This is a genomic window from Rouxiella sp. S1S-2 (assembly GCF_009208105.1).
Classification (GTDB): domain Bacteria; phylum Pseudomonadota; class Gammaproteobacteria; order Enterobacterales; family Enterobacteriaceae; genus Rouxiella.
In genome coordinates, this window is sequence record NZ_WFKL01000001.1 from 2,280,333 (window position 1) to 2,305,752 (window position 25,420).

General features: G+C 51.3%; 26 protein-coding genes. 25 read left to right on the forward strand and 1 reads right to left on the reverse strand.

Annotation, left to right across the window (positions count from 1 at the left end; genetic code table 11):
• Positions 1 to 226: 226 nt before the first annotated feature.
• From GA565_RS10780 to GA565_RS10895, 24 genes are all read left to right on the forward strand, one after another.
• Positions 227 to 532, forward strand: coding sequence for a hypothetical protein (locus GA565_RS10780; RefSeq protein WP_152198454.1), 306 nt, complete (start codon positions 227 to 229; stop codon positions 530 to 532).
• Positions 532 to 1,065, forward strand: coding sequence for a lysozyme (locus GA565_RS10785; RefSeq protein ID WP_152198455.1), 534 nt, complete (start codon positions 532 to 534; stop codon positions 1,063 to 1,065). The genes GA565_RS10780 and GA565_RS10785 overlap by 1 nt, the downstream gene beginning before the upstream one ends.
• Positions 1,055 to 1,474, forward strand: coding sequence for a hypothetical protein (locus GA565_RS24620; RefSeq protein WP_193311895.1), 420 nt, complete (start codon positions 1,055 to 1,057; stop codon positions 1,472 to 1,474). Before GA565_RS10785 ends, GA565_RS24620 begins: the two co-directional genes overlap by 11 nt.
• 415 nt (positions 1,475 to 1,889) lie before the next feature.
• Positions 1,890 to 2,378 carry a DUF1441 family protein gene (locus GA565_RS10795; RefSeq protein WP_055780751.1) on the forward strand — a complete coding sequence of 163 codons (489 nt, stop codon included), beginning with the start codon at positions 1,890 to 1,892 and terminating at the stop codon, positions 2,376 to 2,378.
• On the forward strand, positions 2,378 to 4,480 hold the full coding sequence (locus GA565_RS10800; protein WP_055780748.1) for a phage terminase large subunit family protein: 2,103 nt from the start codon (positions 2,378 to 2,380) through the stop codon (positions 4,478 to 4,480). The genes GA565_RS10795 and GA565_RS10800 overlap by 1 nt, the downstream gene beginning before the upstream one ends.
• Positions 4,477 to 4,695, forward strand: coding sequence for a hypothetical protein (locus tag GA565_RS10805; RefSeq protein ID WP_055780744.1), 219 nt, complete (start codon positions 4,477 to 4,479; stop codon positions 4,693 to 4,695). Before GA565_RS10800 ends, GA565_RS10805 begins: the two co-directional genes overlap by 4 nt.
• The gene (locus GA565_RS10810; protein ID WP_055780740.1) at positions 4,692 to 6,173 is read left to right on the forward strand and encodes a phage portal protein; all 1,482 of its coding nucleotides are present in this window, start codon (positions 4,692 to 4,694) and stop codon (positions 6,171 to 6,173) included. The genes GA565_RS10805 and GA565_RS10810 overlap by 4 nt, the downstream gene beginning before the upstream one ends.
• Positions 6,174 to 6,180: 7 nt before the next feature.
• Positions 6,181 to 8,169 (forward strand): ClpP-like prohead protease/major capsid protein fusion protein, encoded by a 1,989-nt coding sequence (locus tag GA565_RS10815; protein WP_370518097.1) that lies wholly within the window; start codon positions 6,181 to 6,183, stop codon positions 8,167 to 8,169.
• A gap of 90 nt (positions 8,170 to 8,259) precedes the next feature.
• Positions 8,260 to 8,586 (forward strand): DUF2190 family protein, encoded by a 327-nt coding sequence (locus GA565_RS10820; RefSeq protein WP_055780737.1) that lies wholly within the window; start codon positions 8,260 to 8,262, stop codon positions 8,584 to 8,586.
• The gene (locus GA565_RS10825) at positions 8,579 to 8,854 is read left to right on the forward strand and encodes an ATP-binding protein (RefSeq protein WP_055780733.1); all 276 of its coding nucleotides are present in this window, start codon (positions 8,579 to 8,581) and stop codon (positions 8,852 to 8,854) included. The genes GA565_RS10820 and GA565_RS10825 overlap by 8 nt, the downstream gene beginning before the upstream one ends.
• A gap of 9 nt (positions 8,855 to 8,863) precedes the next feature.
• Positions 8,864 to 9,418, forward strand: coding sequence for a phage tail protein (locus GA565_RS10830; RefSeq protein WP_152198457.1), 555 nt, complete (start codon positions 8,864 to 8,866; stop codon positions 9,416 to 9,418).
• Positions 9,415 to 9,819 carry a phage tail terminator protein gene (gene gpU, locus GA565_RS10835; protein WP_055780726.1) on the forward strand — a complete coding sequence of 135 codons (405 nt, stop codon included), beginning with the start codon at positions 9,415 to 9,417 and terminating at the stop codon, positions 9,817 to 9,819. Before GA565_RS10830 ends, gpU begins: the two co-directional genes overlap by 4 nt.
• Before the next feature lie 7 nt (positions 9,820 to 9,826).
• The gene (locus GA565_RS10840) at positions 9,827 to 10,561 is read left to right on the forward strand and encodes a phage tail tube protein (protein ID WP_152198458.1); all 735 of its coding nucleotides are present in this window, start codon (positions 9,827 to 9,829) and stop codon (positions 10,559 to 10,561) included.
• 53 nt (positions 10,562 to 10,614) lie between these two features.
• A complete protein-coding gene (gene gpG, locus GA565_RS10845) occupies positions 10,615 to 11,028 on the forward strand; it encodes a phage tail assembly chaperone G (RefSeq protein ID WP_152198459.1) in 414 nt (137 codons plus the stop codon).
• Between the two features lie 47 nt (positions 11,029 to 11,075).
• Positions 11,076 to 11,345 carry a phage tail assembly protein T gene (locus GA565_RS10850; protein ID WP_370518036.1) on the forward strand — a complete coding sequence of 90 codons (270 nt, stop codon included), beginning with the start codon at positions 11,076 to 11,078 and terminating at the stop codon, positions 11,343 to 11,345.
• Positions 11,326 to 14,013 (forward strand): phage tail length tape measure family protein, encoded by a 2,688-nt coding sequence (locus tag GA565_RS10855; protein WP_152198460.1) that lies wholly within the window; start codon positions 11,326 to 11,328, stop codon positions 14,011 to 14,013. Before GA565_RS10850 ends, GA565_RS10855 begins: the two co-directional genes overlap by 20 nt.
• Entirely contained in the window at positions 14,013 to 14,486 is a 474-nt protein-coding gene (locus tag GA565_RS10860; RefSeq protein ID WP_152198461.1) for a hypothetical protein, read from the forward strand. Before GA565_RS10855 ends, GA565_RS10860 begins: the two co-directional genes overlap by 1 nt.
• Positions 14,483 to 14,974, forward strand: a complete 492-nt coding sequence (locus GA565_RS10865; protein WP_152198462.1) for a DUF1833 family protein — start codon at positions 14,483 to 14,485, stop codon at positions 14,972 to 14,974. The genes GA565_RS10860 and GA565_RS10865 overlap by 4 nt, the downstream gene beginning before the upstream one ends.
• Positions 14,975 to 14,983: 9 nt before the next feature.
• Positions 14,984 to 15,364 carry a hypothetical protein gene (locus tag GA565_RS10870; protein ID WP_055780703.1) on the forward strand — a complete coding sequence of 127 codons (381 nt, stop codon included), beginning with the start codon at positions 14,984 to 14,986 and terminating at the stop codon, positions 15,362 to 15,364.
• A complete protein-coding gene (locus tag GA565_RS10875; RefSeq protein ID WP_152198463.1) occupies positions 15,361 to 18,423 on the forward strand; it encodes a host specificity factor TipJ family phage tail protein in 3,063 nt (1,020 codons plus the stop codon). The genes GA565_RS10870 and GA565_RS10875 overlap by 4 nt, the downstream gene beginning before the upstream one ends.
• Before the next feature lie 45 nt (positions 18,424 to 18,468).
• Positions 18,469 to 20,646, forward strand: a complete 2,178-nt coding sequence (locus GA565_RS10880) for a hypothetical protein (RefSeq protein WP_152198464.1) — start codon at positions 18,469 to 18,471, stop codon at positions 20,644 to 20,646.
• On the forward strand, positions 20,646 to 21,077 hold the full coding sequence (locus GA565_RS10885; protein WP_152198465.1) for a hypothetical protein: 432 nt from the start codon (positions 20,646 to 20,648) through the stop codon (positions 21,075 to 21,077). Before GA565_RS10880 ends, GA565_RS10885 begins: the two co-directional genes overlap by 1 nt.
• Before the next feature lie 2 nt (positions 21,078 to 21,079).
• Entirely contained in the window at positions 21,080 to 21,466 is a 387-nt protein-coding gene (locus GA565_RS10890) for a hypothetical protein (protein ID WP_152198466.1), read from the forward strand.
• A gap of 328 nt (positions 21,467 to 21,794) precedes the next feature.
• Entirely contained in the window at positions 21,795 to 22,850 is a 1,056-nt protein-coding gene (locus GA565_RS10895; RefSeq protein WP_152198467.1) for an alpha/beta fold hydrolase, read from the forward strand.
• On the opposite strand, the gene GA565_RS10900 is transcribed toward GA565_RS10895, so the two are convergent.
• A complete protein-coding gene (locus GA565_RS10900; RefSeq protein ID WP_152198468.1) occupies positions 22,816 to 23,829 on the reverse strand; it encodes an AraC family transcriptional regulator in 1,014 nt (337 codons plus the stop codon). The genes GA565_RS10895 and GA565_RS10900 overlap by 35 nt on opposite strands.
• Before the next feature lie 669 nt (positions 23,830 to 24,498).
• Between GA565_RS10900 and GA565_RS10910 the strand changes: the two genes are divergently transcribed.
• On the forward strand, positions 24,499 to 24,918 hold the full coding sequence (locus GA565_RS10910; protein WP_226950948.1) for a DNA polymerase V: 420 nt from the start codon (positions 24,499 to 24,501) through the stop codon (positions 24,916 to 24,918).
• Positions 24,919 to 25,420: the final 502 nt, after the last annotated feature.

Here is a 25,420-nt window from a genome sequence, read left to right on the forward strand (position 1 = left end):
TTAAAACCTACATTATACAGAAAGTATTCTCCGTTCCTGGCAAGTTACTTGAATTATTAGCAGCCTAATAAGTTTCAATTTTTCAAAGGGTCACTTCGGTGGCCCTTTTTTATGCCCAAATTTAGCGCCGAGCATTCACCCTCAAATGACCCCCGTGTCGCCTCATGCTCCGGCGCTAACCCTTTCGACTACAGCACACAGCCAACAACCGTTGGAGGTGGAGACTATGAAGATGAATCAACAGTCTGGAAACATTGTCACTCAGTTCTTTGCGTGGCTGGCAACCATTGCTGCGGCACTGGGATGGACAACGCAGGACTTTGTATATTTCATTTTTGGTGCAATAGGCGTGGTTATATCATTGTTATCTTTTGTTCTGGGGAGAATTGATGCTCGTTACAAAAAGCGTGAAGAAGCCAAGCGTACAAAAATAATTGAAGACATGGCAAATGAGGCGAGAAAGGTTCCGTTAGAAGAGCGACATAGCGCTATCAAGGTGCTTTCAGATGCTGCGGCTAAGGCTGATTCATAATGGCAAATCTGAAAACAAAACTCAGTGCAGCCATGCTGATGCTAATTGCCGCTGGCGCTTCTGCACCGGTAATGATGGACCAGTTGCAGAAAGAAAAGGAAGGCAAAAGGCTTAATGCCTACGCCGACACGGGGGGCGTCTGGACCATTTGTGGTGGTGTGACGCGTGTAAATGGTAGGTCAGTTGTAAAGGGCATGCGGTTAACGCAGGCACAATGCGATGTGATTGATAAGGCCGGGCAGTTAAGCGCTTTAGCTTGGGTTGAGCGCAATGTGCACGTACCGCTGACGGAACCGCAAAAAGTCGGTATAGCATCGTTCTGCCCGTGGAATATAGGCCCTGCTAAATGCCTTCCCTCAACGTTCTATCGAAAGTTGAATGCTGGCGACCGGCTGGGTGCCTGCGCCGAAATAAAGCGCTGGATATTTGATGGTGGTAAAGATTGCCGCATCCGTTTTAACAACTGTTATGGGCAGGTGTTGCGCCGCGACCAGGAAAGCGAACTGACATGCTGGGGGTTAGATGGCAGATAAAATTTATCGCATAGCTGCCCTGGTGATGCAGGTTTGTATAGGGTTGCTGATGTGGATTGCTTTCCACTACTACGGCAAGTCCGTGGCACAAGCTGACACACTGGCCAATGCTGTGCAGCAAAAGAACGAAGCCGAATTCATCATCAAATCACAGGCGTTGAGTGTCGGCATATTCAACCAGATTGCCGGAGCAACCCTCAATGTTCAAAAGGCTAACGTATCTGCCAGTCAGGATAGGCAGGTCATTATCAAGACTGTGCTCAAAGCTGACGCCTGCGCGGTACAGCCTGTTCATGCTGCCGCTGCTGGTAGCCTGCTCGAGCACTATAACGCAATACGTAAAGGTTCCAGCAACGCCGATACCGGCAAGCCTGCTGGCACAGTGCGAGGCATCCCCGCCGCCCGATGACCCACTGACATACGGCGGCTCAGTGCTTTGGAATGAACTGCTGTTGACGGACCTGCAGAGCTGCAATGCCCAGATATCTGGCATCAAGCAGATTGAAAATACCAAAGGTTTCAATTAGCAGAGCATTTAATGATAACCATTCTCATCTAAGGGCCAATTAAAGCTCGGAATGCCGTGATATTGCATGTAATGAGAATTGTTATCATTAAAATGGGCGTTTATAGTGAATTTCCATGTAAATGATAATTATTATCGCTTGGGTCCTCCCTGGGGGGGCTACGCCACGGGGCGGCGTACTCGCGGAAAACGGCTAGTTTTCGTTATCCAGGGTCATCATCATCATCCGCGCAGGTTATTGATTTTAAAATGGCCTGTTTTCGCAAGATGTCGAATCGTTTAAAAAGTGTTCACCATCATGGACCAAGAAATCGCGTCTCTCAAACTCAACATTAACCAGCTCGCCGGGATAACGGGCGTGCACAGGCAAACGGTCGCCGTACGCCTCAAAAATGTTGAGCCAGCACCGGGCAGCAATGCAAAACTGAAGCTCTTTGCGGTGACAGATGTGTTGACCGAATTAATGATCCCCACAGTCTCGGGTGATGTGAACGACATGACACCGTCCGATCGGCTTTCTCATTGGAAAGCTGAAAACGAGCGCATCGAATTTGAGAGGACTGTCGGGCAACTTATTCCAGCCGAAGACGTCGCTCGAGAGTTTTCGATGATGGCTAAGGCCGTTGTTCAGGTACTCGAGACCTTGCCGGACATTCTGGAGCGCGATTGTGCGCTGGCGCCGGCGGCAGTAATGCGGGTGCAAAACATCATTGACGATCTGCGTGACCAAATCGCGCAAAAGGTCATTGACGCAGAACAGGAGGAGGAAACGACTGAGGAGGATTGATGGCAAAGCGGGCGACTGCCAGGGACATCCGAAAAGATGTGGCTGGTATACTTCGAGCACCGCGCCGCATGCAGGTTGCCGATGCGGTTAGCCAGTATATGCGTGTGCCGATGGGGGCGGGAAACTCGGTCCCCTGGGATCCAAATCTGGCCCCCTACGTTATTGAGCCAATGAACTGCCTGGCATCGCGAGAGTACGATGCTGTCGTTTTCATCGGACCGTCGCGAACCGGTAAAACTATCGGTCTCATTGATGGCTGGATTGTCTATAACGTGGTCTGTGACCCTTCAGATATGTTGCTTGTCCAGATGACCGAGGAAAAAGCGCGTGAGCACAGCAAGAAGCGTCTGGATCGCACGTTCCGTAATAGCCCGGAAGTCGCCAAAAAGCTCAGCCCACGGCGCAATGATAACAACGTCTATGACCGAACCTTTCGCGCGGGTAACTATCTGAAAATCGGCTGGCCATCGATAAATATTATGTCCTCGTCTGACTATAAATGCGTAGCGCTAACTGACTATGACCGCTTCCCCGAAGATATCGACGGCGAAGGGGACGGGTTCACGCTGGGTTCGAAACGTACCACGACGTTTATGTCCGCTGGCATGACGCTGGTGGAGACCTCACCTGGCCGAGATATCAAAGACACAAAATGGAAACGCAGTTCTCCCCATGAGGCTCCGCCGACTACCGGAGGGTTATCTTTATACAATCGAGGTGACCGCCGCCGGTGGTATTGGCCATGTCCTCATTGCGGAGAACATTTCCAGCCATCAAGGGACGTGGTTCAGGGGTATCAGGGTATTAATGACCCGGTGATCGCCAGTGAGTCGGCCTACATTGAGTGCCCGCATTGTCAGGCAAAAATCATGCCCAGCGAAAAGCGCGCACTGAATATGAAGGGAGTCTGGCTACGTGAAGGGGAGCGAATTAATACCGCCGGGATTAAGACCGGGGTAGCGCGCCGTTCGCGCATCGCCTCGTTCTGGATGGAAGGCCCAGCCGCCGCCTATCAAACGCTTTCTCAGTTGGTTTATAAGTTGCTGTCTGCCCAGCAGGATTACGCGATGAACGGCAGCGAGGAAACGTTGAAGGCGGTCACCAACACTGACTGGGGTCTTCCGTATTTTCCTCAATCCAGCCTGGAACAGCGTAAATCAGAAACACTGATGGCTCGTTCAGAGCCGGTGACTAAGCGCCGTGTACCCGAGGGCGTGCGTTTCCTTGTTGCCACGGTTGACGTTCAGGGGGGTAAAAATCGGCGCTTCGTTGTTCAGGTGGTCGGGTATGGCGCCCAAGGCGAGCGCTGGATTGTTGACCGCTACAACATACGTCAATCGATGCGGTTCGGCCCTAACGGAGAGAGCCTGCCCATTGACCCTGCGGGATATCTGGAGGACTGGGATCTGCTCAGAACGGATGTTCTCGACAAAGTCTGGCCAATGGACAGCAACCCCAATGTCGGTATACCTGTTCTGGCGATGGCGGTTGACTCCGGCGGCGAGGATGGGGTCACGGGTAACGCCTACGATTTTTGGCGCAGATGCCGCCGAGACAGTGTTCACAAACGCGTGTACCTGTTTAAGGGAGACAGCACGACGCGCAGTAAATTGATAACTAAAACCCTGCCAGATAACACCGACAGGCCGAACCGTCGCGCCGAGGCGCGAGGCGATGTGCCTTTATATCTTTTGCAAACCAATGCACTCAAAGACCGGATCAGTAACGCGCTCGAACGCGAAACGCTGGGCGCTAACTATGTGCATTTCCCAGACTGGCTGGGAGAGTGGTTCTATGACGAATTGACCTACGAAGAACGTGACACGGACGGTAAGTGGCATAAGCCGGGGAAAGGGGCTAACGAGGCGTTTGACCTGATGGTGTATGCCCACGCATTGGTTATCTTGCGCGGCTATGAGCGGATCAACTGGGATAAACCGCCGCCCTGGGCGCAGCCGGTTGAAGTGTTACCTCAAGTTGCCGCAGTAGAAAAGCCCGCCGTTATCCCCCAGACCAAAGTACCTAAACCCAAAAAACAGAAGGCCCCTAAAGAGGATAAACCCTCCGCATGGGCAACATCACCAACAGGAGGCTGGGTATGAATCAGGCCGACATTGAAGACATGATCCAGCAGTACCTGAATGCTGAGAAAGCTGTGTTGCAAGGGAAGTCGATCACCTTTAACGGGCAGTCGATGACGATGGAAAACCTCAGTGAGATACGCAGCGGCCGTGAAAGCTGGGAGCGGCGCCTGAGTGCGTTTATGTCTGCCAGGCGTCGCCGGCCGCAATACAAGCTGGCGAGGTTTCCACGATGAGTCTTCTAGATGATGCAATAGGTCTGTTCTCGCCGAAGTGGAAGGCAGCACGTTTGCAATCTCAGTTGAAAATCCATGCGTACGAAGCGGCCATGCCGACGCGTACGCATCGGGCCAAGCGGGAAAATCGCAACGCCAATCAGATGAATCAGTTCGGCGGGCGTTCTTTACGCGAGCAGGCACGGTGGCTCGACAGCAATCATGATTTAGTGATTGGCCTGCTGGATAAACTGGAGGAGCGCGTTGTGGGCTCTCGGGGGATTGTTGTCGATCCGCAGCCCCTCCTTAAAACTGGACTGATGGCGGATGACCTCTCCAAGCAGATCAGAGCCGCATGGGCTGAATGGTCCGTTTCACCGGAGGTCACCGGACAATTTACCCGCCCTGTGCTCGAGCGCCTCATGGCACGGACCTGGCTACGAGATGGCGAGGTGTTCGGGCAGGTTGTCTCCGGCAATGCACAGGGGTTAACCCCCTCGGCAAAAATACCTTTCTGGATCGAAGCCCTTGAACCCGATTATGTCCCGCTTGAAGCGAATGACACGGGGAAAGGGCTTTGTCAGGGCGTTTACCTGAATGACTGGGGTTGCCCGACCAAATACATGGTTTATAAAAACCTCGTTACGTCGGGAATTGCACTGGGGAATACCAAAGACATCTCGGCCGATAACATGCTGCATCTCAAGTTCACGCGCCGCCTGCATCAGGTTCGCGGTAACAGTTTGCTTTCAGGGATCCTGATCCGCTTGAGTGCGCTCAAGGAATATGAGGATTCGGAGTTAACCGCAGCGCGTATCGCCGCCGCCTTGGGCATGTACATCAAGAAAGGGGACGGTCAGTCTTATGACGAAACCAAGGAGGACGACAGGGAGGTCAATATAGAGCCTGGCATGCTCTATGACGATTTATTGCCGGGTGAAGACATCGGGATGATCAAATCTGACCGACCCAACCCTAACCTTGAGACGTTTCGAAACGGCCAGCTTCGCGCCGTAGCCGCGGGTAGTCGGGGCAGTTTTTCCAGTATTTCCCGCAACTATAACGGAACCTACAGCGCTCAACGACAGGAGCTAGTGGAGTCGTTTGAAGGCTACAGCATCCTGCAGGATGCGTTTATCGCCGCCGTCACCCGCCCGATGTATCGCAGTTGGCTGAAAATGGCGATCAGTGCCGGAGTGATTACGGTCCCGGTTGATGTTGACAGGAGTACGCTTTTCAATGCCGTGTACAGCGGCCCTGTTATGCCGTGGATTGACCCGCTAAAAGAGGCTAACTCATGGCGCGTGCTACTGCGCGGCGGTGCAGCGACAGAAGGGGACTGGATCCGCGCACGCGGTGCGAATCCGGGGGATGTTAAACGTCGCCGTAAGGCGGAAGTTGATGAAAACAGAAAGCTGGATTTGGTGTTCGACACGGACCCGGCAAATGATAAAGGGGCAGCCAGTGCGCAAGAGCAACAGCAAGACAAAAAAGGGTAATCAGTTTATGGCGCCGCATGCCTCAGCCGCGGACAAGAGCTGGTTCCGAATGAAAGTCAGCGGCGAGAAGTCCGCGGACATTTTTATCTACGACGAGATTGGCTACTGGGGTGTCACGGCCAAAATATTTGCCAACAGCTTAAAAGCGCTCGGGGATTTGGATCATATCAACCTGCATATTCACTCTCCGGGTGGGGATGTGTTCGACGGTATTGCTATCTATAACCTGCTAAATAGCCATTCGGCGTCAAAAACGGTGTATATCGACGGTCTGGCGGCCTCTATGGCCTCAGTTATCGCGATGGTAGGCAATCCCATCATCATGCCTGAGAACGCCATGATGATGATCCACAAGCCCTGGGGCATTACTGGCGGTGACGCCAACGATATGCGCGACTATGCCGACCTTTTGGATAAGGTCGAGGACGTGCTTATCCCGTCTTACGCCAAAAAAACGGGCAAAAGCACCGAAGAACTGGCCGCCATGCTGGGGGAAGAGACTTGGATGACGGCACAGGAGTGTCTGGAACACGGCTTTGCTGACGAAATATCTACCGCGGTTCAGGCAATGGCCCGCATAAATTCAAAACGTATCGAGGAATTCGACGCTATGCCAAACTCACTGAAAAACATGATCACTAAACCGAAGGCCACTGTTCAGCAGCCTGCCCCTGCACCGACGCCACAGCCAGCACCGCAGCCGTCCAATCTGGACGAAGCGACTATTCGTAATCAGGTATTGGCCGCGCAAAAACAGCGCGTCACTGGCATCAAAGATCTGTTTGCGATGTTTGGCGGGCGCCATCAGGAACTGCAGGCTGAATGCGTCGAAGATATCGATTGCACAGTCGAGCAGGCCAAGGACAAGCTTCTGACGATGCTGGGCAAAGACACTACGCCGTCCAATAAAAACGGAAATGTGCACATCCATGCAGGAAATGGCAACTTCACCGGCGACGGTATTCGTCAGGCGCTGATGTCCCGCGCGGGCTATGAAGACCGCCAGAGCGATAACGTTTATAACGGCATGACGTTGCGTGAGTGGGCCCGAATGTCCCTTACCGAGCGCGGTGTGGGTGTAGCCGCCTATAACCCGATGCAAATGATTGGCATGGCCATGACGCACAGCACGTCGGATTTTGGAAATATTCTTCTCGATGTCGCGAATAAGTCTCTGCTGCAGGGGTGGGAAGATGCGGGTGAAACGTTCGAAGACTGGACCAAAAAAGGGCAACTTAGCGACTTTAAAACGGCTCACCGCGTAGGTGCTGGTGGCTTCCCGGCGCTGCGTAAGGTGCGCGAGGGCGCAGAATACAAATATGTCACCACGTCTGACCGCGGCGAGCAGATTGCGCTGGCCACCTACGGTGAAATCTTCTCAATCACGCGACAGGCCATCATCAATGATGACCTAAACCAGATGACGGATGTGCCGCTCAAGATGGGCCGTGCGGCTAAAGGAACCATTGGCGATCTGGTGTATGCCGTATTGACCACCAACCCTAAACTGTCTGACGGCAAGGCGTTGTTTAGCACGGACCATAAGAACCTGGGAACGGGTGGAATGGATGTCACCAGTCTGGATGCAGCACGCCAGCTGATGCGCACGCAGAAAGAGTCCAGCACCGGGCGTTCATTGAACATTCGACCTGCCTTCCTGCTGGTCCCGACCGTGCTGGAAACTGCTGCCAATCAGACCATCAAGTCTGCCAGCGTTAAGGGCGCCGATGTGAATGCCGGCATCATCAACCCGATCCAGAACTTTGCGACGGTTATTGCCGAAGCGCGCCTGGATGATAAAAGTGCGAAAGAATGGTACTTGGCCGCTGCACAAGGTATGGATACCATCGAGGTCGCTTATCTCAACGGTGTTGACCTGCCTTATATCGACCAGCAGGAAGGGTTTAACTCGGACGGGATCGCGACCAAAGTTCGCATCGATGCCGGAGTGGCACCGCTCGACTACCGCGGTTTGGTCAAATCTTCCGGCCAGTAATCGCAACATCCCTCACGCTTTGTAAACGCCCGCCAGGGCTTTTTTTATACCTGAAATTCGGCCTGCGTAGGGCCGTTTGGAGAACATCTCATGGCTAAGAATTTTATTCAGAACGGTAACACCATTACGATTGCCAACGGCGGTGACGCAGAAATTACCAGCGGAAGTGTGGTGGCAGTGGGTGACATCGTCGCGGTGGCCATCACGGATATTGCGGTTTCCGGCACGGGCGAAGGGCTTGCTGAAGGCGTGTTTTTGCTGCCCAAACTGGCAGCTGATGTCATTTCAGCAGGTACCAAGGTTTATATCAAATCCGGTGCAATCCAGTTGGCAGCAGCGGATGCGGTATTGGCCGGTCATGCATGGGAGTCGGCCGGTGCGGGGGAAACCGTGATCGACGTGAAAATCAATGGCTAACGCCTTTGATGCGCTCGCGGCACGGATGGACAGCGTGACGCTGCAGCGTTTCGGCAAGCCAATAACCATCAACGGTAATGACGTTGTTGCCGTTGAGGCCCATTTCTTGCCGGAAATGGGGGCGTTAATTGGCGATGGGCTGTCCGTTGTGGTGTTTTCTGACGCCTATAAACCCCGTAAAAACGACACCGTTTCGTATCTGGGAAAACCCTATATTGTCACCCGCAACCAGCTGTTTAACGGCAAACCTCACATATGGCTTGAGTAGGGAGGTCGCATGTCGATCAAAGGGTTAGAACAGGCACTGGTGAATCTGAGTCGCATCAGTGACACCGCCGTGCCAAAAGCCTCAGCGCAGGCGGTCAACCGCGTTGCCGGGCGCGCCGTCAGCCGCAGCAGCTCACGAGTAGCCAAAGAAACCAAGGTTCCCCGAAAGTTGGTCAAACAGCGCGCCCGCCTTAAAAAGGCAACGATGCGTCGCCCAATCGCGACTTTGAAAATCAACCGGGGAAACCTGCCCGCCATTAAGCTCGGTGCGGCCCGTATGCAGATCTCTCGCAAGAAAGGCAACGTACGGGGAAGGGGCAGTGTGCTGAAAATCGGGAAGTTCACGTTTAGAAACGCATTCCTTCAACGGCTCGCGAACGGCCGATGGCAGGTTATGCAGCGTAGCGGCAAGCCGCGTTATCCGATCGATGTAGTGAAAATTCCCCTCACCAGCCCGTTGACCTCTGCCTATAAAGACGAAACCAACACGCTGCTGGCAAGTGATATGCCCAAAGAGTTAAGGGCCGCGCTAAACAACCAACTGAGGTTAATTATTTCACGATGATTAAACATCCGCTTATTCGTCAAGCCGTCCTGGACGTCCTGAAACAATCCATCACTGACGAGCCGGTCACCTGGTATGACGGCCGGCCCGCATTTATCGAGGCGGATGATTTGCCAGTGGTGGCCGTTTATATCAGCGATGCCGCGCCAACGGGGGAAACGCTGGATTTCGATGAGTGGTCTGCAACGCTTCACATCGAGGTCTTTCTCAAGGCCGTCAGCCCGGACTCGATGCTGGATAGTTGGGTAGAACAGAAAATCTATCCGGCTATCCAAGATATTCCCGCGCTATCAACACTACTGGAAACCATGTCACCGCAGGGGTACGACTACCAGCGAGATGATGAGATGGCGACCTGGGGGTCTGCAGACCTTCGTTATTCCATAAATTATTTCATGTGAGGAAATTATGACCACACCAAATCCACTGGCGCCGACCAAAGGCGCACGCACGACGTTATGGGTTTACAAAGGTACGGGCGACCCGTATGCCAACCCGCTCTCTAACGTTGACTGGTACCGCCTAGCTCAAATTAAAGACATTACACCCGGTGAACTGACCGCTGATTCGTATGACGACAACTACGTTGATGATGATAATGCGGATTGGGCGTCCACTGCACAGGGTCAAAAATCTGCCGGTGAGGCGAGTTTTACTCTGGCATGGAAACCCGGTGAAACGGGGCAGCAGAATCTTATCGCCTGGTTTGAAGAGGGCAGCGACAATGCTTACAAGATCCTTTATCCAAACGGTGTAGCCGATGTTTATACCGGTTGGGTAAGCAGCCTGGGCAAAGCCTTGACGGCCAATGAAGTCATTACGCGCACGGTGAAAGTGACTAACAAGGGTAAACCACAGTTGGCGGAAGCCAATATTGCCGTGGTTTCTGTCACCGGTGTAACGGCGACGCCCGCCACCGTTACAACGACCGTGGGCACATCGAAAACGGTACAAATCGCTGTTGCCCCGACGACAGCCTCTGACAAGAACTTCATGGCGACGTCCACCGCCTCAAATATTGCGACAGTGAGCGTGAGCAATGGTGTTCTGACCATTACCGGCATTGCAGTAGGGACGGCGAGTATCGTTGTTGTCACCAATGACAGCCAGAAGGCTCTTGTTATCCCCGTGACCGTTTCTTAATTTCCTGCTGATAAAAGCGGGGGGGGGGTATCCCCCGTTTACTGGAGAACCCGATGTTTCTAAAAACTGAACCCTTCACTTTCAACAGTGAAACCGTCACTTTGTTTGAGCTTTCGGCTCTGCAGCGCATTGAGTATCTAAAGTACCTTGCCAAGGACGTGCAATCGCTTGCACAGGAGGAGAAAGAGGCCTCAATTCTTCAAGCTGAGCTGGTCGAGAAAACTATCCGCAGCAGTGCAATGCTGGTGGCCATGTCACTTTGGCACAATGACGTAAATGGACACTCTGTGCAGACATTGAGTGATACCTTGCTTTCCACTTGGCCAGTTACGGCACTGGGGCAAGCAGACTTGCAGGTAAAACGGATCTCTGGACTTATCCCAGAAGACGACATCCAGCCGGTGGCAGAAGAAGCACAAACTAACGTCCCTGCCGTATCGGTGGAAAAGTCCTCGCCGGTGAGCTGAGGTTTGTCATGCGGCTGGCTCGGGAGTTTAACCGCCCCGATTGGCGCATGATGCTTGCCGGTATGACCTCAACGGAACTGGGCGAGTGGGCTGTATTTTATCGAGACCATTATTTTCAAGATAGCCTGATGGATGCGCATTTTTCTAATTTAAGCCATCTTGCCGTTTCTCTGATGTGCAAAAAGCATGATTTAACCCCCGCCAGCTTCAGCCTGCTTTGCCCAAAAACCGTAGATATCGAACCTAGCGATGAACAATTAATGTCACTCGCTGAAAGCATAAGTGGAGGAATGCGTTATGTCCCAGCCAGTGGGTGATCTCGTTGTTAACCTCGACGCCAATGCGGCTAAATTTGATGAACAACTCGCCTTCGCACGTAAGCAATTGGGTGGGCTGGCCGATGATTCAGACTTTGCAGGCAAAAAAGGCGAGCAGTCATTCAATAAGCAGGAGTTGGCTGCCCGGCGCGCCGGTATTTCAGTCGGGCAATATAAAGCGGCGATGCGAACGCTACCCGCACAGTTTACCGACATTGCGACGCAGCTAGCTGGGGGCCAGAGCCCGTGGCTTATCCTGCTCCAACAGGGCGGCCAAATTAAGGACTCATTTGGCGGACTCCGGCCCACATTTTCCGCGCTAATGGGCACGATTAACCCGGTTATGGTCGGCGTCGCCGGATTAACAGTGGCCGTGGGCGCACTGGCTTATTCTTTTTATACGGGACAGGCTGTCACCAGCGAATTTAACAAATCGCTTATTCTTACCGGTGACCGTGCTGGCCAGACGGCTAACAACTTATTGTTTATCGCCGAGGCGATGGACAAAAACGGCACTTCTTTCACAAGCAGTAAAGATGCGCTGATGGCACTGGCGAAAGCCGGCGCCAATTTAGGGACCAGTTACCAGGGGGTGGCGACGGACATTGCCAATCTCTCTGATGCGACCGGGACGAAGGTTGAACAACTGGCTGCAGTGTTCGGAAAAATAACCTCTGATCCAGAAAGCGGCCTCAAGGCGATGGCGCAGCAATACGGCAATGTCACCGCACAACAACTCGATTATGTGAAGTCCCTGCAGGATGCCGGAAAATACACGGATGCGCTAAGTTATGCCAACGGTGTCGCGGCGCAGGGTTTCCGGTCTATGGCCAGTGATATCAAAAATGACATGGGGTCACTGGAGACGGCAGCAGATGCGGTCGGCGACGCATTTAAATCCATGTGGAATGGTCTGCTGAGCATCGGTCGAGCACAGTCGCTGCAATCCCAGTTATCCGATGCCACCGATAAGCTGTATGACCTCGACAAGGCTTTACGCAACTCAAGCGCCCAGGGCCAGCAGCGTCTTGGCCTTGAAACTGCACGCGATCAGGCTCGCCAGGCAGTGAGCACGATCACCGACCAGCTGCATGCGGAACAGAGGAAAACCGAGGAGAAGCAAAAGCAGGCGACGCTTGAGCAAAGCTCTTTGCTCAATCAGCAACATTTTCAGTCTATCTCCGATGCCGGGCAAACCAAAGAACAGCAGAGGACGGCCGAGTACCAGCGGTTAAACGAGTATATTGCTGAACGCCGGAAGCTTAATCAGGCACTGAGCAACGATGAAATAGCCCAGATTAAAAAAGGGATTGAGGAGAAATACAAAGATCCGAAAACGCCCAAGGCTAAAGGTATCAGTGTCTCCGCCGGTGACCGAGCTTCTGATGGTGTCAGCGCCGAAACGCTTGCCCTACAGACGCAGCTGAAAGTCCTGCAGCAACACAGCAATGTGAGCGAGACCATTAGCCAGCAACGTAAAAACCTTTGGGAGACCCAGGCAAAGTTTACTGTGCTCGAGCAGGCAGCCCAAACGCGAGTATTAAGTAAATCTGAGCAGTCACTGCTGGCTGATAAGGATAAAATTCTTGCTCAGGCAGAGGTCAATGCACAACTCGGTGACCAGATTGTTGCTCAACAAGAACTGACAAAACTGCAGGAGACGCTGCGCGGTAAAGAGGAGAAAACGCTTACCCTCACGAGGCAAAGGCTTGACCTGCTGCAACGTCTCAAGTCGAACGGTGGTATTAATCCTCAGGTGTACGAAAAGACGTCTCGGGATATTGCTAAAAAGTCTATCACTGACCTGCCGCAGGATGTTCAGCGCTCAATGCGCAAATCGACGGAGTTTGGTGGTGGATTATCGGGGACCTTTGGCGGTGACATTAGCCAACTGACCCAGTTGCAGGCGCAATCAAAAGACCTTCAGACCTGGTATCAGAGTAATTTATCCGCGCTGACTGAATACCGGCAGCAGCGTGCCGATCTGAATGCTCAGTGGGATGAGCAGGAGCTGGCATTGCGTAAAAAGCATGCCGAAGCTGAACAGAATATTGAGCTGCAGAAGAATCAGATCATCACTAGCACCATCCAGTCAAGCCTCGGGTCAATGGTCGATATTACCCGGACAGCCTTCGGGGAAAAATCCTCAATCTATAAAACGGCTTTTATTGCCGACAAAGCCTATGCAGTCGCACAGTCGTTCCTTGCTATTCAGACCGGTATCGCCCAGGCCGCGGCCAATCCCTTCCCTTATAACCTGGTCGCAATGGCCTCTGTCGCGGCAGCGACGGCAAGTATTGTTTCAAACATTCAGTCGGTTGCTTTAACGGGAATGGCGCATGACGGTATTGAGAATGTGCCGGAAACGGGGACGTGGTTACTGCAAAAGGGTGAGCGAGTAACGACCGCGAGTACATCCGCCAAGCTTGATGCGACGCTCGAGCAAGTACAGCAACAGCGGCAGGAGAACAGCAAAGGGGCAGGGGATATCCATTTCCACAATTCTTATACCGGGCAGCCGGATGAAACCACAATGCGGGCAATAGAAAGCAGCAATCGCAGAATGGCGAAGCAGCTTAAAAAGGAGCTCACCTCTGATGTAATCAATCCGCAGGGGGAGTTTGGTCACTCATTAAGGGCAGTTTATCCCAATAGAAGGAGGAGCTGATGCCCGATATTTATTATCCTCACGACTATCTTCCTGCCCCGCTGCTGCCGACGTCGGGCGAATATGGTTTTAAACCAGTGAGCCCTTTGCTGCGCTCGCCGTTAACCTCCGGCCGAGCCCGTCAGCGTAGGGCGTTTACTTCCGCTCCAACGCAAACGTCCGTGAAGTGGCTGTTCAAGAAGGATGGGCAGGCGCAGTATTTTGAAGCCTGGTTTAAGCATGTGCTTTCTGACGGTGTAGCGTGGTTTTACATGAAGCTTAAAACGCCGTTAGGCGTTGAGCTTTATAAATGCCGGTTTACCGATATCTATGACGGCCCTTACTTTTTAGCCCCTAGGGGATGGCAATTCAGTGCGACGCTGGAGCTGTGGGAGCGGCCAGTTTTACCGGCCGAATCGCTTGAGTTCCCCGATTACATCGTGAACGGCGATATTATCGACATTGCCGCTAACAGGGAGTGGCCACAGTCATGACGACTTCACCAATACTCAACCGAATCTATGCGTCAGGCGGCAAAGAGGTCCCCATCCATACCCTTGAAATTAAGGTTGGAGATAAAACCTACCGTCTGGCAAACGGCTGGGACGATATCACGGCAACGCTGGAAGATGGCAGTGCTCAGGCGTTTACCGCGTCTGGGTGTGATATCGCGTTACCCGCCAGAAATGCCGACGGCACGCAGGATCTGAAATTTGCGATCAGCAACATTGATGGGGTGGTGTCTACGGCGATCCGTAACTCCCTCGATAATTTGGATAATGCCTCGCTGACCTATCGCTGCTATCTCGACACGGATTTAAGCGCGCCGGCGAAACCGCCCTTTACCCTAAACATAAAATCAGGCTACTGGACGGCTCCCGAGGTGCAAATTACCGCGGGCTACATGAATATCCTCGATACGGCATGGCCGCGCCACCGCTATACCCTTCCCGAGTACCCCGGTCTGCGATACATGCAATAAGGAGTTCCCATGTTCAACCCTGATAAATACCTTTCAGTTATTTGGCTGAAGGGCGGCAGAACATACCCAAAACTAGACTGCTACGGCGTCATCACCGAAATAAGGCGCGACCTGGGACTTGTCTTGTGGCCGGATTTTGCCGGCATCACTAAAGATGATGACGGACTTGATGTAGAGGCCCGCGGGTTCATGAAGGCGTTAACCGCCTGCGAGCCTTGCGAAGGTGCCGGCGTGGCGTGTTATGCCGGTAGTGTTGTTACTCATGTCGGTATTGTGGTGAAGCTGAACGGTGAGCTTTACGTGGCCGAGTGTAATCCAAAAACAAACGTGACTTTCCTGCCTCTGGTGCGATTCAAGCGCCGCTTTATCAAGGTGGAATTCTGGCAATGACGATTAAAATTTTCCCTTCGCATCTCCCGGGCGAACCGCTGGAAGTACACGAACATGATGGGCTGACCCTCCATGACTGGTTCAAAAAAAATGTGGCAGGTTATGAAAAGGGCATGCAGCAGCCCGTGGTGGTAGAGCTCAATGGACGGAAAGTCCCGGGCACAGAGTGGGCGCTATGCATGCTCAAACCTGATAGCCAGGTACATATCTATCCCGTCCCTTACGGTACCGGTGCAGAGGTGGCCGCTTTTGCCGCTATTGCCGTGGCTGTCGCCTCGGCGGCTTACTCTATTTATATGATGAGCACGCTGGACACGAGTGGGGGAACCTCTTCCAGCAGTGATGCGCTGAGCCTCAACCCGGCACAGGCTAACACCGCCAAGCTTGGCGATCCCATTCGCGAGGTATTTGGTCGCTACCGCATTTTCCCTGATTACGTCGTGCAGCCTGTTTCGCGCTTTGTGGATAAAACATCCTATGAGACCCGAATGTTTTTAAGTTTGGGGCGCGGCAATTTCTCCCTGACGAATGGGGATATCAAGGTGGGCTCGACGCCGATTTCCGCCTTTGGCAGTGATTTTAGTTACACGGTTTATCCCCCAGGTGCAGATGTTTCCGGGGATAACCGGTCTGAAAACTGGTTCAACAGCACAGAAGTGGGAAGCACATCAGGGGGCGGTACCGGTCTGGATATGGGAACATCATCTCCTGACCAGGATACGGTAACGGCCGACGCGGCGACTTTTTCGGGTACCTCCATTTCATTCATCGGCGCCAGAGTGGATGAAGAAGATACGGCCAGCCTGCCTGCCACCTGGGCTGCGGGTACGGTGTTAACCCTCATTGCGCCCGATACGTTTAGTGTCGGCGTGACGGGATTATACAGCCTTATTTCAGGTGACAGTCTGTCTGAGTTGCAGCCTTTTGTGGGGATGCCGGTCACGCTTAATTATAACGGGTCTAATTATGACCTGTTTATCTCCAGCTATAGCCCAGCAGTAGACCCGGTACCGGGAGTGGGGGGCAGCGCTGCCACACTCAAGGCCAGTGCAGCGCCGACGACCTATGACTTTTCGGTAAATACCGAGACGTTCACCGTGGTATGGGAGGGCACGACGTATTCACTCTCATTAATAACCGATTACAGCAACATGAGTAGCCTGGTTGATGCACTCACCAGCCAACTGTCTAATTCAGGTTTAGTCGCCGTTGATAACTCGGGTCGGATCTCGATTGTCGAGGCGTTAAGTCCCTACACTGGCGGCACGATAAATAGCAGCGCGTTGCCGGTCTCCCTTTTTGGGAGCTCGCCAGAGTCTGTATCCGGTACAGCTTCAAGCGGTGGGTCGGCGGGTATCAAAACAAGCGTAACGCTTGCCTACGATTCGGCGATAGGTACTCCCTTCAGTGGGCTTCCTGTGGGATCTGAAAGGCTGGCGATAGGTCTTCGGGGGAACGAGTACCAGATAATCACCCTTGACGCATTGACCCTCACCGTTAACCGTTTACACGACGGTGCAGTGGACGATGCGTGGCTGGGTTTCAATACGCGTACCGTGCTGGACTTTGTTGTGTCGGGCATCAATGACGATGAGAAATGGTTAGGCCCGTTTCTTGCCTGTCCTGAGAACGAAATAACCGACACGTTTGAAGTGGATTTCTCGTTTCCAAACGGCGTGTGCGGCTTCGACAGTAAAGGCAATAAACGTATACGTCACGTTGAATGGGAAATTCAGTGGCGTAACTATGCCGAGGGTAACGGATGGAAAAGCCGCAAGGGTATTTATGCCGAACAGAACCCCAACGGCATAGGGTTCAATGAAAGTTTTCAGTTAGGTACCGCGGGGCTGGTGGAGGTGCGTTGTCGTCGCCGGAACGACCAGGGAAGCAATAATGCCCGCGACAGTATGTATTGGAAGACGCTGCGTTCTCGCCTGCGAGCACGGCCAAAATCTTATGCCGGCGTCACCACAATGGGCGTAACTTTTGTGACCGGAAGCAAGATAGCTGCTCAATCAGACCGGCGAATTAATGCCGTTGTTACCCGTAATTATGACAACGGTGGAGACCGCACGATCAGCGGGGCAATTTACCATATTCTGACGTCGCTGGGCTTTCGGAAGAGTGAAATTGACCAGGCGGCGATGGAGTCCTTAGAACGTCAGTATTGGACCCCGCGTGGGGAGACCTTCGATTTTTCTGCCGATGGGGATAACAAGTCGGCACTGGAAACCATCCAGATGATCACCACTGCCGGCATGGGTTATTTCCTGCTTTCTGACGGCCTGGCATCAGTAGGCAGAGAGGGGGTAAAGAATTGGACCGGCATCATCAGCCCACAAGAGACGACGGAGTATCTGCAAACGGCTTTTTCTGCTCCCTCTCAGGATGATTATGACGGTGTGGATGTCACCTATATCGACGGCACTACCTGGGCATCAGAAACCGCGCAATGCCGGACGACGGATAATCCGACGCCGATGAAGATTGAGGCCTACACGCTGGACGGCGTCGTTGACCGCGACCGTGCGTACAGGCTCGGCATGCGTCGCCTGATGAAGTATCGCCAGCAGCGGTTAAATCACTCGACGTCTACGGAAATGGACGCGCTTTGCTACAACTACGGCGATCGGATTGTGCTGACCGATGACATACCCGGGCATGACACCATCAGTTGTCTGGTTGTGGGGGCGGAAAAGGAGGGCAGTCTGATCCGGTTATTAAGCAGCGAACCGCTCGACTGGCGCTTTAATAATCCGCGCTGCCTTATTCGCTTTCAGGACGGCAGCGCCTCGCCGCTTCTGACGCCAAGTAAAGTTGATGATTACACGCTGACCCTGCCTTTGACTGATGCACTTAACTTTGACAGTTGGGAATTTGATGACCCCTCCATAGAGCCGCCTAGGCTGATTTTCTGTTCTTCTGAACGGATAGGTTACGACGCGCTCGTAGAAGAGATATCACCTTCTTCAGATGGCACCTGCGCAGTGAAAGCCCGGCAATACAGGGCCAGTTTTTATGATTATGACGATGCCACTTATCCCGGCGATGTCGCCTGAATACATAACCCGCTTCGGCGGGTTTTTTCATTTAATGAGGCCAGCATGACCACATACGGCACCCTGGACCCGATTGGATCGGGAAAAGCAAAAAACTTCTTCGATAATGCCCAGAATATGGACTACTGGGCAAATAGCCCAAGTCTGGTGGAGTATCCCGATCGTTTTGGCGTCAAACGAACGACCATCAATGGAATGCAGGTCAAATTCTCTGCGCAGATGGTCAGCCAGGCGCTGCAGTTCAACACCCAAATTACGCAGCAGGCGGCAAAGTTTGACACACAGATCAAACAAGAGGATATGGACTGGCGTATTCAGAACGAGTCTCAGCGGCATGCCGCCGCTGCTGCACTGCAACAGCAGGCACTGAATTATTATTCCATGATTCAGGCATCTGGATTTCAGGTGGCAGGTATTTATGCCGCTGGCCTAGAGATCAAGGATTACAACAAAGTTGTCGTCGTTGATGGTGTTGTTTATAAACCTCAACCCACTACAGCGGTCCCCTTTGTCCTGACGGGGATCCCGGCCACAGACCTACCCAAGTTTTACGCGATAGGAGACGGCCAGCTTAAAACGCAAATGGCGCTACCGAATGGCCTGAGTTTATCGGGTCACTTTACGGGCGGTAACGCCGCTCAGGCATTAACCTATGTGACGCCCGAGCTGTTTGGCGCTGGGAAAACGGGAGACGATACGGGGGCGATCCAGAACGCCATTGATTTTGCGATAGCCAACAAGATTTCTACCGTGATGGGGTGTAACTCCTACAACATCAGCAACACGTTGTTAATTGCGGGTGCCGGTGTGCAAGGGGTAGAAGTTCGGCTGATGCAGCTCAAGGTCATGGATACCTTTATTTCGCCAAAGGATAAAAACGGCAAGGTTGAAGACATCGGCCTGTGGAACGCACCGCCTACCGTGCGCATTGGTGACAACGCCTCCAACATGGCCAACATCAATCTGCATATCGATTACATTGACGGCAACAACCGTGCGGACGGAGTCGCCAACTTCGGTTTTGGCTACTCGCTGTCGCATATTCATATTGGCTACGCGGTCAATTGCATCAAGGTTGTTGCTTCAGGTAAGCATCTTTGGCCCAACGCCTCCATTCGGTTCACTGGCTTTTACTGGGTCAATAACTGGATCGGCATGGTCGTGGAAAATTCCACCTCCGGCACCTCACCCATTGTTGAAGGCTGGAAGATTGAGATCTGCTTTATGGCCGCCAACAGGTATGGCGGGATCTGGATGTGTAAATCCGGCCATTATGCGCAGATACGTGGAGACCTTGATTTTAACGGACGCTGGCTTTCAGTAGGCCGCCTGTCGGCAGAAACCAATCTGGGCACGATGGACGGTCTTAAAGGGCTGCGCATCACCAATGGCACCACGCAGTCTGAATTCTTGTTCCGTTACACCTATCAGGGCCGTATTTATGTAGTACTGGCCGAAGGTCGAAACGTCTCCATCGGTGAAAGCACCGGTAGCAGCTATAAGGCCGGTGACGTCCTGACCTGTACCACGATGCCTGCAGTAAGTCTCACGCTCGATGGCGTCAGCGTCTGTGCAGATAATCCTTCTGGCACAAACTTCTTTGACATCCTTCATGACTTTGACGGCCAGCCCTTTTCCGCGATGACCATTGACTGCGGTTACCTTTCGACGGTTATCGGCAGCATGCTGCACACCAACGACATTCGATTCCATAACTCGTTTAACCGTATTTCAAGCTCCACGAATGGCCTTGCCGTCGGTAACTCGGGCGAGGTGATGTCGCTGCATAACCTGGCGCATTCCGATGACCCGTTTCTCAACCTGAGCCGCAAGTGGGTAAACATCGACCGTAAAATTTACCAGAAGGAGCACAAGTACACCGGCAGCGAGGTACTGGCGACGGTGGCGAGCAGCGACAGCGCCTACCTTGACGTGCTGGCCGTTCATGACCTGGGAACGGACAAGACCGCTGACGAGGGCAGCAAGTATCGCATAGAGATTGGGTCAAACTATCAAGGCTGCGGCGCATCCTTTGATATCTGGCTCAAGGGGGAAGGGAATGTCTCGGTGACCAAGCGCACTATGCTCAACCGCGCGTTTAAATTCCGCTGGGTAGAGATACTGGGTTCCGATGGGGTGACGCCGGTAGGTATCATGCTCCAGCTTCGCCAGCAGGCGCAGTCGAGTATCAACTTTTTAATTAACATCGTGAGGGCGAACTGATGGCCGAACCGAGAGTTTTATACGACTCCGAAGATACCCATGTGCCTGTCGATGGGGAGAGTGTCATCGTCGAGGGTGATCAGGGCGAGATGGTGGTCCTTTCCTCACTGATCCAGAAGGCCGCCGCCTCCTACAATCCCGCTGACCTGCGTGAAATTTACGGCGTAGCCAAGCGGATAAGCGAACAGGCGGGCGAGGTACCGCTTGGCGGATTGGCCGAACCGAAAATATCAGACCTGACGTTAAACGATACCACGATTGAGGACGCCAAGGTCGTGGCGATTATCGCCCAGCACGCCGAGGCAATTTCCCGGCATAACATTGTCATTACGCAACTGGTGAAACAGATAAACACGTTCTTTGCCTATGCGCATAACGAGAAGGTTCTTATCCCTTACACCGCCCCGACCGTATCGAGCACTCAGGAGTAATCATGGCACTTGTTGGAAAATATACATTTAACGGCCAGGAGATTGCGGCAGCGTATGTCGTGATCAAGGCCGTGGAGTTCAAAACTCAATATACCGCCATGGTTTCCCTGGCGGTTTACTCCTCGAAAGAGGCGTACGGTGTCGGTATGTCGCCGGTCAGCGATTTTATGATGAGTTTTATCTATGACGGTGCATCGGCCCCCTGGGATTACTTTGAAAAGGCCGCGCTCGCGAGCGATTCGTTCCCCGGTTTTATTCAGGAGCAAACGGTGCAAATAGTCCTACCCGTTGTTAGTAGTCGGCCAACGGCATTACTTCCTACCGGACCAGCGTCATCCGAGGTAGGTGATGAGCAAAAATCCTCTGATGAAGAAGCATCAACTGAGTAGATAGACGCTGAAACCGAAGCGAGCGTAGCTAACGATATGTTAATAAACTGCATGCCGTCACTCCCCAAGATTGGTTCTTACCCTACATATAGTTGAATAAAGAAAAACTCAATGGGAGTAGAAAATCCACGTTTTCTATAGTTAAACAGGCTCTTCATAGGTCAGCATGTCATTCGCAATGGGAGTGATACTCAGGTACCCTGATGTCAGATATGTGCATGAAAAATGACAAAAAAAAACAAATTCACGACCTAAATCATGTTCTAGGACGCCCGGATACCGAACCTGATATATATAAGTTACACAATTCATCTCTACAGGATTATTTATGATGTGCATACGAGCTTTTTTTTTATTGACTATGACCCTTTACTGCATACAAGGGCAGGCATCTCCAGGCTTTCGCCAGATAACGCTATCAGACCCAAAGTCCGAAACTCTAAATTTGACTGTGTGGTATCCAGCAGCTTCTGAGGGAAGAACAGTTAATATAGGAAGTAATCCGGCTTTCGTTGGTGTTACGGTAAACCCCGATGCACCGCCATTACCTGGATTACATCCTCTCTTAGTTATTTCACACGGATATAACGGAAACTGGCGGAATCTGTCCTGGATTGCTGTCGCGATGGCTGCAGAGGGGTATATTGTTGCCGCCCCGGATCATCCGGGCACTACTACTTTTGATCAGAATCCGATAGATGCTAAAAAATTGTGGCGACGTCCGCACGATATTTCTCGGGTTATTGATTTCGTCATAGATTCTCCCGCACTTTTCGGGGCAACGGACAAGGGACGTATTGCTGCTTTAGGGCATTCTCTTGGCGGATGGACGGTGATGTCGCTGGCGGGTGCGCGATTTAAACCCTCCCTGTTTATCCACGATTGTCAAAACCATTCCAAACGGGGCGACTGCCAGTTAACAGAAAAACTGGGTATCAATGAAACGCTTTCCCAGGAAAAAATATCCTCAAATAACAGGGATGTAAGGATCCGGGCTGTAGTCTCTCTAGATCTAGGATTAGCACCTGGATTTACCCCTGCCAGTCTAAATGCTATTAATATTCCTGTCCTGATTTTAGCTGCACAGGAGGACACATTGGCAGAATTACCCGCAGGACAGGAGTCTGGATACCTTGCTGCCGAAATGAATCCAAACAGGAGGCAATATGAGATCGTTGAAGGCGCGACGCATTTCAGTTTTATGCAGCTTTGTAAACCCGGCGCTGAAAATATCCTAAACGAAGAATCGCCTGGCGACGATGTTGTTTGCCAAGATGGTCCTCTTGCAAAGAGAGCGAATATTCATCAAAAGCTGGTTCGTAAGATCAGTGCATTTCTGAATTCTACGCTTAATTACGCTGCATCTTCTGTCGGTACAAGGTAGGTGATACACCAGAAACTCGTAGAAATTCACGATTGAAATTTGATTTAGTAGTGAAGCCAGACTCAAACATTATATCCGTCACAGGCAATGGGGTGTCTAACAGCCGTTCCTTAGCCCATTCAATCCTGAAGCCATTGATCCACTGCGATACATTGCACTGACTTACAGAATTGACTGCACTTGAAAGATGTCGTGCTGGTATGCCTGTTTTTCTGGCCAGAATACTCAGTGTTAGGTCGGGATTAAGATAAATTTTTGTGTCGCGAACTTGTTTCTCGAGTTTACTATAAATCTCATCAAACTCTCCCGCGGGTACTAAAATACTCTCGGGGGCTATTTCTTCAGGCTTATCATTTCCTGATACAGCTGTCTGTCCCGCACTGACAATAGCCGCAGCGATGAGAGGAAGCAGTGTCATTTGGAAAATGACAATCATACCCGGAGCCTGTTTTCCACCGGTGATGCTGAAGTCAAATGTAACCGCAAGATCTGTCAATGCAGATATACAAAGAAAGCAGCCTGCAAAAAAAGCCATCTTTACCGTATATATTGATTCCGCCAGACGGTTCAGCGTGAAGTTACGCTCCCCCTGCCATGCAATACGAAAGAGGCCACATCCGTATCCTGTAAAAATGATAAATAGGATGAAATCAGTCGCCGCCGGCCAAACCATCCTTAGCAATAAGGCAATGGTTGGGGGTAAAAGCAGCAATACCCAGCGATGCTGCTTGCTGTTTTCAGTCATTGAGATGAAACTGTGCCATGCGAGAGGGGGTAGAAGTATTGCCAAGACGGATTGAATATTCCTGAGCATGGCTGACTCGTACTCCCAGCGCAGAGTGCTTACAGAAAGAAGGACTGTGCAGGCGATAAGAAAACGAAGTGTACCGCTGTGGCGATTTTTTTCAGTAAATAGCGCCATTACTATTAAAATCAATAGCGCAAACAAAGTAATAACAGGAAAGGGAACAGAAAACATAACCACAGTACCATCATAAAAATTCACAACGTATATTTGCATACATAAAGGTAATATGTCTCCTTCAACGTGATAAAAACAGTATAACAATCCATTAAGACGCGATTTGTCTCTGGAAGATTTATCTCATCTCTAACTCGTCCCCTTCTTTGCTGAACCATCTGACCCTCTCTCATATGGACGAATGACCTCAACCCCCTTAATTAATACATCCTGATGTTAGTCATGCCTTAACCTGTTGTGAGAAAAATTGCGAACTGCAGCATTTCGCGCAAAGCAGTCAGTTAGACTTTGCTCTGACAGTTAAAATTTTCGTTAGATACGACCAAGTGATTTGCGAACACATATCCAAATGACATGAGAATGGGGGATCGATTGGTGCGAAGACTCAAACTGAGTAACTCTAACTGGTCAAACAAATAAAGTTTCCTTCCTTATCAGTCAGATAGTGCAACTCATAAAAACCAGCCTTCACCTCACTAAAATGTATCTTTGAGCTGTATGTATGAACAGTTTTTAAGGGTAAGTAAGTGCCACGTTATAACAACAAAGGAATTGCATTAGACAATGCCGTGAAGATCGACCCATAGGGCAGGCGCGAAGAAATAACTAGTAATTTTGTTACTGAACTTGAGAGGGTCAATTAGTATATGTTATTGAAGGAAGCCAATGAGTGGATCGAGATTTGTACACAATTTCCGTGATATCTCGACCGAAGAGGGGGAAGCTCGGACGTTCCAGATGTACAATCCAAACGGGGCCGTTGATATGGCATTTCCACCATCTGCAGCGTACTACGCAGAGCAGAGGGTAACACCGAAACAGTTAGTGAGGTGGGACGGCAATCAGCCCGTCCTTCTGGTAAAGGCGGAAAGCTGCAGCTGGCATGCTGGTATCGAAAAGGATGCTGTGCTGATTGTTAACAAAGCTCGAAAACCCGTTGATAGCAGTATTGTCATTGTTGTTCACATGGGGGAGTTTAAAGATAAGAGACTGAAGCTTTACCCAACCGCCTGCTTACAGTCGTTCGATATTCCGGATGGTGTTCGCCTTATTGAAGGGGGGATCAGGAGGGAGAGGAAAAGATAGTGTTGGGTGTGAACATATATAGCATCAACTATGCCTACACTGAAGAGATTGATTATTGCTTGTAATATGAGCGTAAAGAAAAAAAAGCCCGAAACTACGCGGGCTAATTAATAGTCAGTGTTCAAAGTTTGGGTGTAGAAAAATCGTCAGTATCTTCAGAAGAAATTTAGACTGAAGGCTCATCGGACAATTTCATTATATCTATAATTTGTGGTTTTTCCACGAATATTTATTTTTTTCTTCTTTGAAATTATTTTTTTTGATGACTAAACAGTTGAAAATATGATGCAAGATCATGGAAGGTATCCATTTACCAAGGCATTAATTTCTTTCTCCAAACATTATTCCCTTTACGTTTTAACTTGAAAAATATCAATGGTGAAAACCAAGAAAGAACTAGTAAAAACACAAGGATTATAATAATTGAAGAAAAGTCAATTATTGTTATAAGTAAAACTATCGTTATCAGGATAGTTATTGTAAATAGAATTAACCTTATAGA